Here is a 15,490-nt window from a genome sequence, read left to right as displayed (position 1 = left end):
GAACCCAGGGGATACAATGGGGGCAAATTGACCCGCGCGGAACCGGGCGGCGGGGATGCCTGGCGGCCCGGCGAGGGGGACAGGTTACAAAAGGCGACGGAACGGGGTGCTGCGATGCGGACGTTGAATCGGGATACGGCCGGGGCGATCGCGGGCGCGGCCTGCGAAGCGCGTCATCCGGTGAAGGTGCTGCAGATCGGCGAGGGCAATTTCCTGCGCGCGTTCGTCGACTGGATGCTGCACGTGAGCCGCTCGAAGGGATGGTTCGACGGCGCGGTCGCGGTCGTCCAGCCGCGCCCGTCGGGGCGGGCGAAGATCGAACAACTCGCCGCGCAGGACGGGCTGTTCACGGTGGTGACGCGCGGCCTCGAGGACGGCCGGCCCGTCGAGCGGCGGGAGATCGTCACGGTGGTCGCGGAGGCGTTTGATCCCTACTCGGAGTGGGAGCGGTTCCTGGCGTTCGCGCGTTCGCCGGAGCTGCGCTTCATCGTCTCGAACACGACGGAGGCGGGGCTCCGCTACGAGCCCGAGCCGCCGGGCGACGGGCCGGTGCTCTCGTTCCCCGGCAAGGTCGCCCGCCTGCTGCACGAGCGGTGGCGGGCGTTCGGCGGGGATCCGGCGCGCGGGCTCGTCCTCCTGCCCTGCGAGCTGACGGAGCGGAACGGCGAAGCGCTCCGGGAGGCCGTGCTGAAGCACGCGGCCGACTGGGGCTGGCCGGAGGCTTTCCGGGAGTGGGTCGAACGGCACAACCGGTTCCTGAACACGCTGGTGGACCGGATCGTGACGGGCTACCCGGAAGCGGAACTGGCGGAAAAATGGTTCGCCGAATGGGGCTACCGCGACGCGATGCTGACGACCGCCGAACCGTACCATCTGTGGGCGATCGAGGGGCCGGAGGAGCTGGACGATGAACTCGGCCTGCGGAAGGCGGGGCTCAACGTCCATTACACCCGCGATCTTGCCTTCTTCCGCGAGCGGAAGGTGCGCATCCTGAACGGCGCGCACACCTGGATGGCGCCGATCGGCCTCCTGCACGGCGTGCAGACGGTGCGGGAGGCGCTGGAACATCCCGCGCTCGGGCCGGCGGTGCGCGAGGCGGTGTACGGCGAGATTCTGCCGGCGATGGACGGCGCCGGGGACGATCTGGCCGCCTACGCCGATTCGGTGTTCGAGCGGTTCGCCAATCCGTACATCCGGCACCGGCTGTCGGACATCGCGATGAACAGCCTGAGCAAGTTCCGCGTGCGGCTGCTGCCGACGCTCGTCCGGTACGCGGAGCGCGGGAAGCGGATCCCGCCCCGCCTTGCGGAGGGGCTGGCCGGCTTGCTGCGGTATTGCCGCGTGCGGCCGGACGGAAGCGGCGGCTACGTGACGCGGGCGCTGGACGGCACGGCCATCCCGGTGCGGGACGATGCGGAGCTGCTCGCGGTCATGGCGGAGCACTGGCGGACGGCGGAAGACGGCGCGGACGCGGGGGACGCCCGCATGCACCGGGCGGTGCGCGCAATCCTCGCGGACGGGCGGCTGTGGGGACGGGATCTGTCCCGGTGGCCGGATCTTGCGGAGGCGGTTGCCGGCATCATCGCGAAATGGGAAAGGGGCGCGGACGCATGAAGGGATGGATCCGGCTTCATCCGGCCGACCATGTCGTGACGGCGCTCCGGCCGTGGGCCGCGGGCGAGACGCTGGAGCTGGAGGACGGCGCGAAGCTGGTCGTGCGGGAGGACGTGCCGCGGGGGCACAAAATTTTGACGCGGCCGGTGAAGAAGGGCGGGGACGTCCTCAAGTTCGGCTATCCGATCGGCAAGGCGACGGAAGACTTGACGCCCGGCGTGTGGGTGCATACGCACAACCTGCGCACGGGGCTGTCCGGGCTGCTCGAATACCGCTACGCACCCGCCCCGCCCGCGCCGCCGGCGGAGCCGCTCGCGCAAACCACGTTCCGCGGATACGTGCGGGAGAACGGCGAGGCCGGCATCCGCAACGAGCTCTGGATCATCAACACGGTCGGCTGCATCAACAAGCTGTGCGAATCGCTGGCCCGCGAGGGCGGCGCGCGTTACGCCGGTCTGGTGGACGGCGTATACCATTTCGCACATCCCTACGGCTGCTCGCAGCTCGGCGACGACCTGCGTTACACGCAGCGGCTGCTCGCCTCGCTCGTCCACCATCCGAACGCGGGCGGCGTGCTCGTCGTCGGGCTCGGATGCGAGAACAACCGGATCGACGCGTTCCGCGAGGCGATCGGCGGGATCGATCCGCGCCGCGTCCGGTTCATGAACGTCCAGGACGAGGCGGACGAGATGGAGCGCGGGCTCGAGCTGCTCGGCGAGCTCGCCGGATACGCCGCCTCCTTCCGGCGCGTGGACGTGCCGGTCTCGAAGCTGAAGATCGGGCTCAAATGCGGCGGTTCCGACGGATTCTCGGGCATCACGGCGAACCCGCTCGTGGGCCTTGCGGCCGACCGGCTCGTCGCCTCCGGCGGCACGGCGATCCTGACCGAAGTGCCCGAGATGTTCGGTGCGGAGACGATCCTGATGGAGCGGGCCGCGGACGAGCGGGTGTTCGAGCGCATCGTGTCGCTGATCAACGATTTCAAGCAATATTTCATCCGCCACGGCCAGGTGATCTACGAGAATCCGTCACCCGGCAACAAGGACGGCGGCATCACGACCCTCGAGGAAAAATCGCTCGGCTGCACGCAGAAGGGCGGCTCGTCTCCCGTCGTGGACGTCATCCCCTACGGCGGGCGCGCGGTGCAGCCGGGCCTGAACCTGCTCGAGGCGCCGGGCAACGACCAGGTGTCGGTGACGGCGCTCGCCGCGGCCGGCGCGCAGCTCGTGCTGTTCACGACCGGGCGCGGCACGCCGTTCGGCGGACCGGTGCCGACGGTGAAAATCTCGACGAACAGCGAGCTCGCCGAACGGAAGAAGAACTGGATCGACTTCGACGCGGGCCGGCTGCTCCGGGACCGGACGATGCCCGAGCTTGCCGGCGAGCTGTGGGACCTGCTGCTCGCCGTCGCTTCCGGGGAGAAGGCGACGCGGAACGAACGGAACGGGTTCCGCGAGATCGCGATCTTCAAGGACGGGGTCGTGCTGTAGCGCCGGTTCGGCGGGAAGAAGACGCACTTGCGCGTTCGCGCGGGTGCGTTTGGTTTTTTATGGGGGCCAAATTTTGGCGCAGACGCAGATTCTTAACAGAAATATTTCCAAGATTTCTCTATAATAAAGGTTGGACGGCGCAGGAGGTGCAGTCATGCGATTTCAGGCCGCAAAAGACAAATGGGTGGAAGGGTTGTTTTGGGGCATTTCCCTGCTCTTGTACCTGGTGGCCGTCGCGATTTTTTTCACGGATTTGCATGTGGGAGCGCAAGTCGCGTTTGCCGTCCTTTTCGCGGCTTCCGGCATCATCACGCATTCGGCCGTCATCGGGACGGAGTATGTGATTGATCGGGGGATGCTCCGGATCAGAAGCGGACTCCTGATCCGAAGGTCGATTCCGCTCGACCGGATCGCAAGGGTGAAGCCCGTCGAATCCTGGGAAGCCTCGGCGGCGCTGTCCCGCAGGCGGCTGAGACTTTACGGCCGCAAGGATCGGGAATACCTGGATGTATCGCCGGAGCGGGCGGACGAATTTGTCCGGAAACTGAAAGAAGCCGCGCCGCATGTTCATGTCGAATCGCCGTAACGGTCGGGCGATGCCCGCGGACACCGCCGCGCGCCCGCAAGGACCCGAGCCGCCGGCGGAGCTGCCCGGCACGAACCCGGGCAGCCACGGCACCGTGCGGAAGCACGCAGGGGCAGGACGCGGAACGCGCGGATCGGATTCCGCGAAATGGCGGCATGCCAGGATGGCGCCGCGCCGCTCAGGACAGGGCGGCTCCGCTTTCCGCGCGCTCGATGCGCCGCGGATAGGCGACCGGGATGCCGGCTTCCTTCAGTTCACGGAGCAGCGCCTTGCGGATCTCCTTGCACGCCGTCCAATAGTGCTGGTCATGGACCAGGGAGACGACGGTGTATTTGGCGCCGAGCGCCTCGTTCTCGACATCGGTGATGCCGTACAGCTGCGGCGGTTCGATCGCCTCCCCTTCCTCGTTTCGCAGGAACAGGTGGGGCATGTCCCGCAGCAGGCGCGCCGACATCCGGTTGACCGCCGCTTCGACATCGGCCGGATCGGTCTCGTAGGCGACCGTGATGTTGACGATCGCCCGCATCCGCTCGCGGTTGTAGTTCTCGCTGACGCGGATCTCCGAATTCTGGATGACGACGACGTGCTGCGCCCAGGTGCGGATTTTCGTGGCGCGGAGGCCGACGCTGACGACGGTGCCGCGAATCTGCCCGTTGTTGATCGACACGTAGTCGCCGACGGAGAACTGGTCTTCGAACAGGATGAAGAAGCCGGTGATCAGATCCTTCACGAGCGTTTGCGCGCCGAAGCCGACGGCCAGCCCGATGACGCCCGCCCCGGCGATGATCGGGCCGATGTCGATGCCCAGGGTGCCGAGGATGGTGAGGGTGGCGATGATGAACACGGCATACCGCGTGAAGGACATCAGCAGGGATTCGAGCGTTTTGCGCTGCCTGGAGTCCAGCCTCGTCAGGGCGAAGGCGCGCGAGACGACGATTTTGCGCAGACGGAGCGTCAGCCAGGTCAGAAGCAGAATCAGCACGACCTGGCCGATTTTTCGGGACGCCAGGATGACGTGCGGCTCCCAGAATGCCCAGGTGAGCAGCTCCCCGGCGTCCGCACCGATCCATTCGTTCACGCGAGTCCACCTCCCGACAGGTATCCACGAGCCGCCCCCCAGCTTACCAGTCTTGCCGGGTGGCGTCAATCACGCGTTCCGGCGGATTCGGTTGCGCGGCCTCGCGCCCGCTGATAGACTGACAGTATCAGGCAATGTTCACTGCGGGGGCAGGCCAGGTGAGACGATCGATCCGCACGCAGCTCATCATCAGCTTCATCGCCGTCATGCTGCCGGTCGTGCTGTTCCTGATCGCCAACAACTGGTACGCGAGGAACGTGGTGCATGACAAGGTGTCCGAAACGTACCGCAACACGCTGGATATTTTCGTCCGGCAGCTGGATCAGAACTTGATTGAGATCAATGAATATTTGTACAGGCTGGCCGTGCTCGACGCGGACGTCGGGCTGCTCGCGGCATATCCGGCGGACAGCGACAACTATGCGCTGACCAAGGTCCGGGTTCAGAACAAGCTCAACCGGGACGTCGGCTTTTACAATTTGCTGCACACGGTTTTCATTTATAATGAAAGCGATCTCATTTTCGGTTCTTCCGGAAGTTACGGCCCGATCAGGCAGCTCCTGACGGAGGATGCGCCGCGCATGGCCGGCCGATACCCGCAGATGCAGGACGGCAGGTGGATGCTCTGGGAGAACGAACGGATGCCCGGCCGCGATTTTCTCGTCCGTCTGGTCCGGTCCGAGAGCCGCCACCATATCGGTGCGATCGTGGACCTCGGCGATGTGCTGGATTTGCTGCGCATCCAGTGGGACGACGACAAGATCGGGGAGAGCGCCGTCTACAGCCGGGAAGGCGTGCGGTTGGCGGAGCCGCTGTCGTTCACGGACCGCTCGCTGCCGCTCGCGGGTCTCCCGCTGCCCGATGCGCCGTACCAGATCGTGAGGCAGGACGGCGACCGCCATCTCGTCATGATCCGCACCAGTTCGCTGGCCGACATCGCGGTCGCCGTGGCCGTGCCGGAGAAGCGGCTGCTCCAGGGGCTGCCCTATTTCCAGAAGGCGGTCTGGTTCATCGCGCTCGGCTTCGTCTTCGTGTTCACCCTGTACCTGCTGTTCATCCAGCGCACCGTGTTCCAGCCGCTGGGCCAGCTCATCAGCGGGATGAAGAAGCTGTCGCGCGGGATGCTCGATTTCCGGCTGCAGGCGACAAACGCGTCCGAATTCCAGTTCATGGCGAACACGTTCAACCACATGGCCGAGCAAATCAGCAAGCTGCGCATCGGCATGTACGAGGAGCAGCTCAAGGCGCAGCAGAAGGAACTGAAGCAGCTGCAGGCGCAAATCAACCCGCACTTCTACATGAACAGCCTGAACATCATCTACAATTTCGCGGTGCTGAAGGATTTCGAGTCGGTCAAGAAGATGGCGCTGCACCTCGCGGACTATTTCCGTTTCATCATGCGGGTGAACCGGGACGCGATCACGCTGGAGGAGGAGCTGAAGCATATCGCAAATTACATCGAAATCCAGAAATTCCGTTTTCCCGGGCGCCTCGAATGCGACATCGACGTGCCGGAACGCCTGAAGTATGCGACGCTGCCGGCGCTGACGCTGCAGCCGTTCGTCGAGAACGCGATCATCCACGGATTCGTCAACCGGAAGCAGAAGTTCATCATCCGCATTCACGGCAAGGCGGTCGGAACCGAAGCAGGGGACCAGCTCGTCATCGTCGTCCGGGACAACGGCGTCGGATTCAAGCCGGATGTGCTCGAACGGCTCCGCAGGGGGGAAGAGCTGCCGGCCGCGGAGACCAGCCGGCTCGGCATCGCGAACGTGGTGCAGCGGCTCAGGCTGCGATACGAAGGGCAGGCCGGCGTCGAATTCGAAAACGATCCGGCAGGCGGCGCGATCGTCCGCGTGCATCTTCCGCTGCAGTCCGACTGGTCCGTCGGCGCGTCGGTCGACATCACCGGATTCGGGGAGGCCGAACATGTACAATCTGTTGGTCGTGGATGACGAAGAGATCGCGGTCAGGGGCATCGCGGAAGGGATAGACTGGGAATCCGTCGGCATCACGGGCGTGTACACCGCATACGACGCGGCCGACGCGAAGGAGGTGCTCCGGCGGCATGAGATCCATGTCCTGATCTCGGACATCGAGATGCCGAACGAGACCGGCATCAACCTGCTGGAATGGGTCAATGAGAATTCCCCCGGGACGGAGACGATCTTCCTCACCGGGCACGCCGATTTCCGCTACGCCCAGCAGGCCATCCAGCTGTCCGGCTTCGATTATCTGCTCAAACCGATCGATCACGAGCAGCTCAAGGCGTGCGTCGGGCGGGCGATCGACAAAATCCGGCGGCGCGAGCAGGACGAGCATTTCCGCAAAACCTACGCCTGCTACTACGAGCAGTGGAACCGGCAGCTTCCGCTTCTGATCGAGCGTTTCTGGCAGGATGTGATCCATCACCGGCTGGCGCCGACGCCGGAACAACTGGAGCCGATGATGGAGCTGTACGGCATCGGGCTGTCCGCGGACAGTCCCGTCCGGCCGGTGCTGATCAGCATCGAGGAGTGGAAGCAGGAGTGGAGCGCGCGCGACGAGGAGATCATGACGTACGCGCTCAAAAACGCGGCCGGCGACATCCTGCTGTGCGACGCTCCGGGGCACGTCGTCCGGGACGAGAGCGGGATGCTGTTCGCGCTGTTCTACGATCCCGATATCGGCGAGGAAGAGCTGGAGGCGCGCTGCCGCGAGTACGTGCGCCAGGCGGGCGAGCTGTTCTACGGCGTTGTCTCCTGCTATATCGGCGAGCCTGCGCCGGTGCGGGAGCTTGCGGCGGGCGTCGGGCTGCTCGCCGAGATGGAGCGGAGCAACGTGCACCGGATGGGCGAAGTGTTCCGGGCCTCGACCTATGCGAGGCAGCCGTCCGGCCCCGCGGACATGCCGGATTTCGGCGAATGGATCCTGCTGATCGAGGGCGGCCGGGAGGCGGAGATCGAGCGGCGCATCGAGGAGACGTTCGCCGCGTTCAACCGCGAGCCGCCGGACCGGACGGCGATGATGCTCTACGTCTCCGGGCTCACCTATGAGGTGTTCCGGATGCTGCTCCGGCGCGGGATGTCCCCCGGCGACGTCTATCCCGAGGAGGGATTTCCGGAGCCGGGCCAGGTGCTCCGGAACCTCGCGTCGCTGAAGAACTGGACGGTCTCGTTCGTCACGAAGGCGCTTCGGTTTATCGCGGAGCGCTGCGAAGCGGGTTCGGATACGATCCTGCTCGTCAAGCGATTCATCGAGGCGAATCTGCATGACGACCTGAACCGGGAAAGGATCGCCGGTCACGTCTACCTCAACCCGGCCTACCTGTCCCGCCTGTTCCGCAAGGAGACGGGCATGTCGCTGACCGATTACATCGTCGAGCGGCGCATGGAGAAGGTGAAGGAGCTCCTCGCGAAGACGAACGCGAAGATCAGCGACATCGCGCTGTCGGTGGGTTACGCGAATTTCTCGCATTTTTCGAAGCAGTTCAAGCGGTCGACGGGACTGACGCCCCAGGAATACCGCAAAAAATATCAACCAATGGGGTAAAAAGTCACATCAGCGTCAAGGGTTGGTCACATCGCCGATAGCCGCTCGGCGATGTTTTTCTTACCATGGGATGCGTGGGCCGGCATGCGGCCGAAGCGGTGTGCGGAGCTCCGGCGGTGACGGCTGTGACGGCCATGACGGAGGAAGAACATGGGCCATCACGCCGTCGTCTGTCGAAGCAGGCCGGTGCCTGCATCCGGTTCCCGGCCGGGACGATGCGCATGGCGACGGCGGTCGTCGGGATTGATCCGATCGTGCTTGCGGGTCCGTTTTTCCGGAAGAATATCGTCAAAGGACTGACGGTCGGCGCCGTCAAGGGCTGATTCCGATATCCACCGACACGGGAGGTCAGCAGCGAACATGAAGCGGCGGAGAATACGTCTTGGCATCATCATCGCGATTCTTGCGGCCGCGGCGATGGTCATTGCCGCCTGCAGCGAGGCCGGCGGGACCGGCGGATTGCCGGACGAAGGCGCTCCGGACGGCGGCTCGTCCTCATCCGACGGCGGTCCGACCGGCCTTGCGCCGTACGAGCTGACGCTTTACTATCCGGGAACGCCGCAGAAGGACGAGCGGCTCGTCGAAGAAGCGATCAACCAGATTCTGATCCCCAAAATCAACGCGACGCTCAACATCATCCCGATCGAATGGGGCGCGTGGAATGACCGGATGAACCTGATGATCGCCGCCCGCGAGAAGGCGGACATCATTTTCACGGCCCAATGGAACGGCTATGTGTCCCACGTCGGCAAGGGCGCGTTTCGGGAAGTCAGCGATCTGCTGCAGAAGCACGGCCAGGGCATCCTGGAGACGCTCGATCCCATTTTCCTCGAAGGAGCGAAAATCAACGGAAAGATCTACGGCGTGCCGACGAACAAGGAATTTGCCGCCGCCGGCGGCGTCGTGTACGACAAGAAAATCGCGGAAGAGCTGGGCCTCGACATGCGCTCGGTCAAGACGCCGCAGGACCTGACGCCGATTCTGGAGAAGGTGAAGCAGGCGCGCCCGGACATCACGCCGGTATGGACGAACGGGGGGCTGTTCAATTCGCATTACTTCGGCAATTATGATTTCCTCGGCGACGTGACGATTCCGGGAGCCATCCTGAAGGACCGGGACGACACGACGGTCCGGCCGGTCGAGGAGCTGGAACGCTACAGGGAGTATCTCGCGATTGCGCGCGAATGGTACAAGCGGGGCTTCATCAACCAGGACGCCACGACGACGCAGGAATCGTCGATCGATGTCTGGAAGGCGAGGAGCACGTTCCTGACGATCGAATCGCTGAAGCCGGGCAAGGCGGAAGAAATCGCCAGCTCCGCGGGCCGCTCCGGCGAGCTGGACCAAATCATCATGACGCCGAAGACGATCTCCACATCCGAGACGGCCGGAGCGATGCTCGCGATCTCCTCGACGTCCGATGATCCGGAGCGCGCGATGATGTTCATCAATCTGCTGCATACGGACAAGGAACTGAACAACCTGCTCAACTTCGGAATCGAAGGCGTCCACTACACGAGGAAGGGGGAAATCATTTCGCCGACGGAGCGGACGCCCGACTATTCGCCGGGCTCGGCCTGGATGTTCGGCAATCAGTTCCTGAACTATATCTGGGACTCCGAAGATCCGGAAAAGTGGCGGAAGTTCCGCGAGTTCAACCAGAACGCGCACATCTCGCCGGGGCTCGGCTTCATCTTCGACAGCGATCCGGTCAAGTCGGAAGTCGGCGCGCTGGCCAACGTCATCGAGCAGTATCAGCGCGCGCTCGAGACGGGCGCGGTCGACCCCAACAAAGTGCTGCCGGAATATCTGGGTGCGATGCGCGCCGCCGGCCTCGACAAGATCATCGCGGAGAAGCAGCGGCAGTTCGACGCGTTCCTCGCGGGCAGGACGTGAGCGGCGTTTCGCCCCGGCGTTCGGGCCCTTTCCTTCAGCATGGATCAACTCCTCAATCGATATGCATCGACCCCTTCCTTTGCGAAAGGGGCCGTTTTTTTCTTGCCGGCATTCCCGTTGCGGTTCCGAAGGTGTGTTATACTTTTTTGGGCAAATCCATGGGACGGATGTGACGCAGCGATGAAGCCTTTCACCGAGCGGGTCGTGCGGCTGATCCGGGGCATACCGGAGGGACGCGTCATGACCTACGGACAGATTGCCCGCCATGCCGGAAATCCGCGGGCCGCCCGTCAGGTCGTGCGCATCCTGCACGCGATGAGCGAACGGCACGGGCTGCCCTGGCACCGGGTCGTGAATGCCCGCGGCGAAGTCGCGATCCCCGACGCGGCCGGCCGCGAGGAGCAGATCGGGCTCCTGCGGCATGAGGGCGTCGAGGTGGACGAGGCCGGGCGGGTGGATCTGGCGCGGTATTTGCACGAGCCGGAATGGACGGATGGCGGGTGAACGCACGGTCCGGGGCCCGGGATCAGGGCTGCGGGGGATTCGGCCGCTTGCGCCGGAACCGGATGGACAGCAGCACATCGACCGCAAGCATCAGGAGCGTCAGCAGGCAGAGGAAGAAGGCGAAGTTCGGCCGGCTTTCGGGAGGCACCCGAAGCGGAAGGGACAGCAACCAACCGACGGCCAGCGCCGCGATCGCCTGGCCGGACAGGCGCAGAACGGGGAACGCCTTGCGGGACGCGAGCCTGCGGTGCAGGATGCCGTCCACCCACAGCGTGACCGGAAGCGCGATGAAGAAATAATAGAAGAACAGCTGGTAGACGGCCGTTCCGGCGATGTAGAAAACGGAGAACCCGGCACGGGTATCCGGCTCCTTTGCGGCCTTCAACACCAACCAGACGAACAGCAGGGCGAAGGAGACGGCGCAGGCCAGCAGACGTCTCATCATGCGGGACACCTCCCCCGGGGAATCCGGGCAAGTTTCTTTCATCCATCATAATGCCAAGATCGGCGGGCGGCAACGGTACCGGTCGCGGGCTCGGTCCGGAAGCGAAGGTTCTCCCCGACCGGGGTCCAGGTCCAAAAACCGCCCCCGGTCCGTTTTGCGGCGGCCGCATTCTTCCTAGAATGAAGACAGAAGGAACGAACCCGGTTGGAAAGGCGGTGAACGGTTTGAACGGCAAAACGGCTCTCGGCGTCATTCTCGTCGCATTCGGCGTACTGATCGCGCTCAAGCTTCTCGGGATCACGTTCGGTCCGATCTTCGGCTTCCTTTTCCCGTTCGTCCTGCTCCTGCTCGGATATGTCGGCATGAAGAACGGCAGGTACTGGATCGGCATCATCCTGATCGCCGTCGGCGCGATCTGGCTCCTCATCAGACTGTCCGGCGTGTTCTTCCTGATCCTTGCGATCGCGGCCATCGCGATCGGCATCTCGATGATCAGGGGGAAAAGCAGAAGGGTGTTCTGATCGATTCGGCCATGTGCGGCGGCCCAACACCATACGAGTCATACCAAGGGAAACGGAGGTCATGCGATGAGCGGTCTGATCAAGCGCGTGCGCGACATCACGATCGCGACGCTGAACGAGCGGCTTGAACGGGCGGAGGATCCGGTGCGGCTGATCGACCAGTTCCTGTGGGCAACGCGGGAGGAGATCATCCAGGCGGAACGGCTGTACCAGCAGTACTCGGCCCACGCGAACAGCATGCGCGCGCAATGGCTGCAGGCCGAGCAGCAGGCGGAGAAGCGCGAGCAGCAGGCGATCACCGCGCTGAAGGCCGGCGAGGAGCATCTGGCGCGGCTCGCCCTCGCGGAGAAGCAGCACCATCTGGAGCGCGCGCGGCAATACAAGGAACTGTATGAGACGAGCCAGGCCAATGTGAACGAGCTGGAGGAACTGATCCGGGAACTGCGCAGCGAATACCAGACGGTCTACGACAAGCGCGAATACTATGTGGCGCGCATGGAGTCGCTCCGCTTGCAGCAGCGGCTGAACGAGCGGTTCGGTTCGGTGATGGGCCATCCGGACAACATGTTCCGAAGGCTCGACGACCGGCTCACCGACATGGAGCTTGAAGCGCGCAGCCTGCGCGAAATCCGCAGGTCCGGCCAATCCTTCATCCCGACGGGATCTTCCGAGCAAGTCGAACTGGAACTGGAGCAATTGAAACGCAAGATCGGGAAAGAAGGCTGATATCCGATGAAACTGTACCGCTCCACACGCGACAGGAAAATCTTCGGCCTGTGCGGCGGTCTGGCGGAGTACATGGGCGTCGACGCAACGCTGCTCAGAATCGTCGCCATCGTGCTCGCCGTCGTCTCGAGCGGGGGATTCATTCTCATCTACATTCTGGCTGCGCTGGTCGTGCCGAAGGAGCCGACCTGGTACAACGGTCCGTACGGGTACGGCGGCCCGGGATCCGGGGGATTCGGCGGATACCATCATTCGCCGGGCGGCGGAGGCTACTGGAACCCGCCCCACGGCTCCTGGCGCAACCCCGGCTACGGCAGCCACGGCTCGCACGGACACGAATACGGCCAGGGTGCGCAGTACCAGACGCCGCCTCCGAATCCGGGCGATCTGGATGCGATGATGGATGACCTCGAGAAGAAGGCCCTGCGCAAGGAAATCGAAGAGCTGAAGGCAAGGATTCGCGAGCTCGAAAGCAAGAAATCCGATTACGGGAAAGGAGAATGATCCATGGGAGTGTTCAAGCGGCTGAGGGATATCACGAAGGCGTCCCTGCATGAGTTGCTCGACAAGCTGGAAGATCCGGTCGTCATGCTGAACCAGTATCTGCGCGACATGGAAGCGGAGATCCATCAGGCGGAGGTGACGGTCGCGAAGCAGATGGCGAACGAGCGTCGCCTGAAGCAGCGCCTCGAGGAAGCGGCGCGCAACGCGATCGACCGCGAGGCGAAGGCCGAGCAGGCGCTCCGCTCCGGGCGCGAGGATCTGGCGCGCAAGCTGCTGGAGGAGAAGATTTACTTCGACCAGAAGACGGCGGAGTACAGCGACCTGCACGCGCAGGCGGAACAGCAGGCCGAGTCGCTGAAGGCGCAGCTGCGCGAGATGAAGGACGAGTACTATCAGCTGCGCAACAAGCGGAACGAGCTTGCGGCGCGGGCGCAGATGGCGAAGGCGCAGAAGCAGCTCGCGCAGGTGACGAACGCGCACACGATCGAGAGCGGCAACGCGGCGCGCGGCTTCGCGCGGATGGAGGAGAAGATCCTGCAGATGGAGGCGGAGGCCGAAGTGCTGCGCACGCCGGGATATTACGGCGGCGCGGCGGCGCCGAAGCTCGACCCGGCGAAGGAGCTCGAGGTCGAGGCGCAGCTTCAGGCGCTGAAAGAGCGGCTGAACCGAAGCGAAGGCGAATAATCGCGGGATGATCGGGCGGAACCCGCTTTACGCAAGCGGGTTCCGCTTGCTACGATAGGGATGACGGCAAGGCCGGCGTTCGGCCGGCGGAGGAAGGAGCGGCGGCATGTCGGCGGACAGGAGGCCGGACCGCGCGCCGGTACAGGGAAGGCCGGGCGATCCCCGGAGCCGGGCGAAGCCGAAGCGCAACGCGGCCGAAGCGCTGCTGTGGCTCATCGTGCTGCTCGGCCTCATGGTGCTGGCGCTGCAGGGCACGGGATACGTGAAGCTGTTCAGGCTGCAGGAGCAGACGGCGGCCATCGTGCTGACGCTCATCGGGCTCGGGCTCGCCGCGGCGGCGCTGTACAGCTATTTGCAGGGACTGAAGTTGAAGCGGACGCTGATGAAGCTGGCGGAGCAGCAGCGCATGCGCCGGCCGGTGACGCTCGCCGGCGCGGAGGAATCCGAAGGCGACGGGACCGGGGAAGACGACAATCCCGAGGAGCGGATCCGCAAGGAGCAGCTCAAGTTCAAGGCGATCACGGAGGAGCGCCAGCGGCTCGCCCGCGAACTGCACGACGCGGTCAGCCAGCAGCTGTTCGCGATCTCGATGACCGCGACGGCGGTGAAGCGGACGCTGGACAAGGATTTCGAGAAGGCGAAGCGGCAGATCGAACTGATCGAGGAGATGGCTTCCGTCGCGCAGTCGGAGATGCGCGCGCTGCTGTTGCACCTGCGGCCGGTGCATCTGGAAGGGAGACGGCTGCCGCAGGCGCTGGAAGCGCTCGTCGGGGAGCTCAGTCAGAAGGTGCCGGGCATGGCGATCGTGCTCGACATGGAGCCGCAACTCAAGATTTTGCCGGAAGCGGAGGATCATTTGTTCCGGATCGTGCAGGAGGCCCTGTCGAACACGCTGCGTCATGCGAAAGCCTCGCGCATGGACATCGTGCTGCGGCGGGACCAGGGTGAACTGCGGCTCGTGATGCGGGATGACGGCGTCGGCTTCGATATGGAGGGGAAGAAGCAGACGTCCTACGGCCTGCTGACGATGGAGGAGCGCGTCCACGAGATGGGCGGCGTGATGGCGCTGCGATCCGCGCCGGGAGAAGGCACGGAGATCGATATACGCGTGCCGGTACTCATGGAAGAGAGGGACGGATGAAGGAATGGACCAGCCGATCAAGGTGCTGCTCGTCGACGATCACGAGATGGTGCGCATCGGACTTGCGGCGGTGCTGGACACGGAGGAAGGCATCGAGGTCGTCGGCGAAGCTTCGGACGGTCAGGAGGCCTTGAGGCTCGCGCAGATGTACAAACCGGACGTCGTCCTCATGGACCTCGTGATGGAGGGCATGGACGGCGTCGAGACGACGCGCCGGATCATGGAGATGCTGCCCGACTGCAAGGTCATCGTGCTGACGAGCTACATAGACGACAGCAAAATGTACCCGGTCATCGAGGCGGGGGCATTCTCCTATCTGCTCAAGACTTCGCGCGCGACGGAGATCGCGGACGCGATCCGGGCGGCGGCGAGGGGCCAGTCGGTGCTCGAGCCCCAGGTGGCGGCGAAGATGATGAGCCGGTTCCGGCAGCCGCAGCGGGCCCAGGCGCCCGCGCCGCACGAGTCGCTGACCGAGCGCGAGATGGAAGTGCTCAAGCTGCTCGCGCAGGGGCTGTCCAACCAGGAAATCGCGGACCGACTGTATATCGGCGTGAAGACGGTGAAGTATCACATCACGAACATTTTCTCGAAGCTGGGAGTGGAAGACCGGACGCAGGCCGCGATTTACGCGCACAAGCAGGGGCTTGCGGATTGAAGCGCGGCGAGCGTACCGCAAGACGCGGGGGTTCGGACGCGGGTGCCATGCATGCGGAGGTCGTCACGCCGGAGCGGAGCCGAACGACATCCGCCATGCAAACCGCCGGAGAGGG

General features: G+C 64.4%; 16 protein-coding genes. 14 read left to right on the top strand and 2 right to left on the bottom strand.

What is annotated here, in order from left to right:
* Positions 1 to 114: 114 nt before the first annotated feature.
* From A9Z00_RS12030 to A9Z00_RS12020, 3 genes are all read left to right on the top strand, one after another.
* Positions 115 to 1,614, top strand: coding sequence for a tagaturonate reductase (locus A9Z00_RS12030; protein ID WP_296977659.1), 1,500 nt, complete (start codon positions 115 to 117; stop codon positions 1,612 to 1,614).
* Positions 1,611 to 3,104, top strand: coding sequence for a UxaA family hydrolase (locus A9Z00_RS12025; RefSeq protein ID WP_296977656.1), 1,494 nt, complete (start codon positions 1,611 to 1,613; stop codon positions 3,102 to 3,104). Before A9Z00_RS12030 ends, A9Z00_RS12025 begins: the two co-directional genes overlap by 4 nt.
* Before the next feature lie 154 nt (positions 3,105 to 3,258).
* On the top strand, positions 3,259 to 3,690 hold the full coding sequence (locus A9Z00_RS12020; RefSeq protein ID WP_296977653.1) for a PH domain-containing protein: 432 nt from the start codon (positions 3,259 to 3,261) through the stop codon (positions 3,688 to 3,690).
* Between the two features lie 178 nt (positions 3,691 to 3,868).
* On the opposite strand, the gene A9Z00_RS12015 is transcribed toward A9Z00_RS12020, so the two are convergent.
* Complete coding sequence (locus tag A9Z00_RS12015; protein ID WP_296977650.1) at positions 3,869 to 4,768, bottom strand: mechanosensitive ion channel family protein; 900 nt, start codon at positions 4,766 to 4,768, stop codon at positions 3,869 to 3,871.
* 158 nt (positions 4,769 to 4,926) lie between these two features.
* Here A9Z00_RS12015 and A9Z00_RS12010 point away from each other — a divergent pair, with 158 nt between their 5' ends.
* The 5 genes from A9Z00_RS12010 (at position 4,927) to A9Z00_RS11990 (ending at position 10,699) form a co-directional block, all read left to right on the top strand.
* A complete protein-coding gene (locus tag A9Z00_RS12010; protein ID WP_296977647.1) occupies positions 4,927 to 6,723 on the top strand; it encodes a sensor histidine kinase in 1,797 nt (598 codons plus the stop codon).
* On the top strand, positions 6,698 to 8,299 hold the full coding sequence (locus tag A9Z00_RS12005) for a response regulator transcription factor (protein WP_296977644.1): 1,602 nt from the start codon (positions 6,698 to 6,700) through the stop codon (positions 8,297 to 8,299). The genes A9Z00_RS12010 and A9Z00_RS12005 overlap by 26 nt, the downstream gene beginning before the upstream one ends.
* Positions 8,300 to 8,415: 116 nt before the next feature.
* On the top strand, positions 8,416 to 8,622 hold the full coding sequence (locus A9Z00_RS15850; RefSeq protein WP_367189515.1) for a hypothetical protein: 207 nt from the start codon (positions 8,416 to 8,418) through the stop codon (positions 8,620 to 8,622).
* 37 nt (positions 8,623 to 8,659) lie between these two features.
* Positions 8,660 to 10,195 (top strand): ABC transporter substrate-binding protein, encoded by a 1,536-nt coding sequence (locus A9Z00_RS11995; RefSeq protein ID WP_296977642.1) that lies wholly within the window; start codon positions 8,660 to 8,662, stop codon positions 10,193 to 10,195.
* 180 nt (positions 10,196 to 10,375) lie between these two features.
* Complete coding sequence (locus tag A9Z00_RS11990) at positions 10,376 to 10,699, top strand: MGMT family protein (protein WP_296977639.1); 324 nt, start codon at positions 10,376 to 10,378, stop codon at positions 10,697 to 10,699.
* A gap of 22 nt (positions 10,700 to 10,721) precedes the next feature.
* On the opposite strand, the gene A9Z00_RS11985 is transcribed toward A9Z00_RS11990, so the two are convergent.
* Positions 10,722 to 11,144: a hypothetical protein gene (locus tag A9Z00_RS11985; RefSeq protein WP_296977636.1), complete on the bottom strand. Its 423-nt coding sequence runs from the start codon at positions 11,142 to 11,144 to the stop codon at positions 10,722 to 10,724.
* Positions 11,145 to 11,368: 224 nt separating this feature from the next.
* Here A9Z00_RS11985 and A9Z00_RS11980 point away from each other — a divergent pair, with 224 nt between their 5' ends.
* The 6 genes from A9Z00_RS11980 to A9Z00_RS11955 all read left to right on the top strand — a co-directional run bounded on the left by A9Z00_RS11980 (position 11,369) and on the right by A9Z00_RS11955 (position 15,375).
* Entirely contained in the window at positions 11,369 to 11,665 is a 297-nt protein-coding gene (locus A9Z00_RS11980; RefSeq protein ID WP_296977634.1) for a LiaF transmembrane domain-containing protein, read from the top strand.
* A 66-nt stretch (positions 11,666 to 11,731) separates the two neighbouring features.
* Positions 11,732 to 12,391, top strand: a complete 660-nt coding sequence (locus A9Z00_RS11975) for a PspA/IM30 family protein (RefSeq protein WP_296977632.1) — start codon at positions 11,732 to 11,734, stop codon at positions 12,389 to 12,391.
* Between the two features lie 6 nt (positions 12,392 to 12,397).
* Positions 12,398 to 12,895 (top strand): PspC domain-containing protein, encoded by a 498-nt coding sequence (locus tag A9Z00_RS11970; protein WP_296977629.1) that lies wholly within the window; start codon positions 12,398 to 12,400, stop codon positions 12,893 to 12,895.
* A gap of 3 nt (positions 12,896 to 12,898) precedes the next feature.
* Complete coding sequence (locus A9Z00_RS11965) at positions 12,899 to 13,579, top strand: PspA/IM30 family protein (RefSeq protein WP_296977626.1); 681 nt, start codon at positions 12,899 to 12,901, stop codon at positions 13,577 to 13,579.
* A gap of 106 nt (positions 13,580 to 13,685) precedes the next feature.
* Complete coding sequence (locus A9Z00_RS11960) at positions 13,686 to 14,720, top strand: sensor histidine kinase (RefSeq protein WP_296977623.1); 1,035 nt, start codon at positions 13,686 to 13,688, stop codon at positions 14,718 to 14,720.
* 4 nt (positions 14,721 to 14,724) lie between these two features.
* Complete coding sequence (locus A9Z00_RS11955; RefSeq protein WP_296977620.1) at positions 14,725 to 15,375, top strand: response regulator transcription factor; 651 nt, start codon at positions 14,725 to 14,727, stop codon at positions 15,373 to 15,375.
* Positions 15,376 to 15,490 lie beyond the last annotated feature (115 nt).

It is taken from the genome of Thermobacillus sp. ZCTH02-B1, assembly GCF_002159085.1.
Taxonomy (GTDB): Bacteria; Bacillota; Bacilli; order Paenibacillales; family Paenibacillaceae; genus Thermobacillus.
This window is presented reverse-complemented; position numbering and strand designations above follow the sequence as displayed.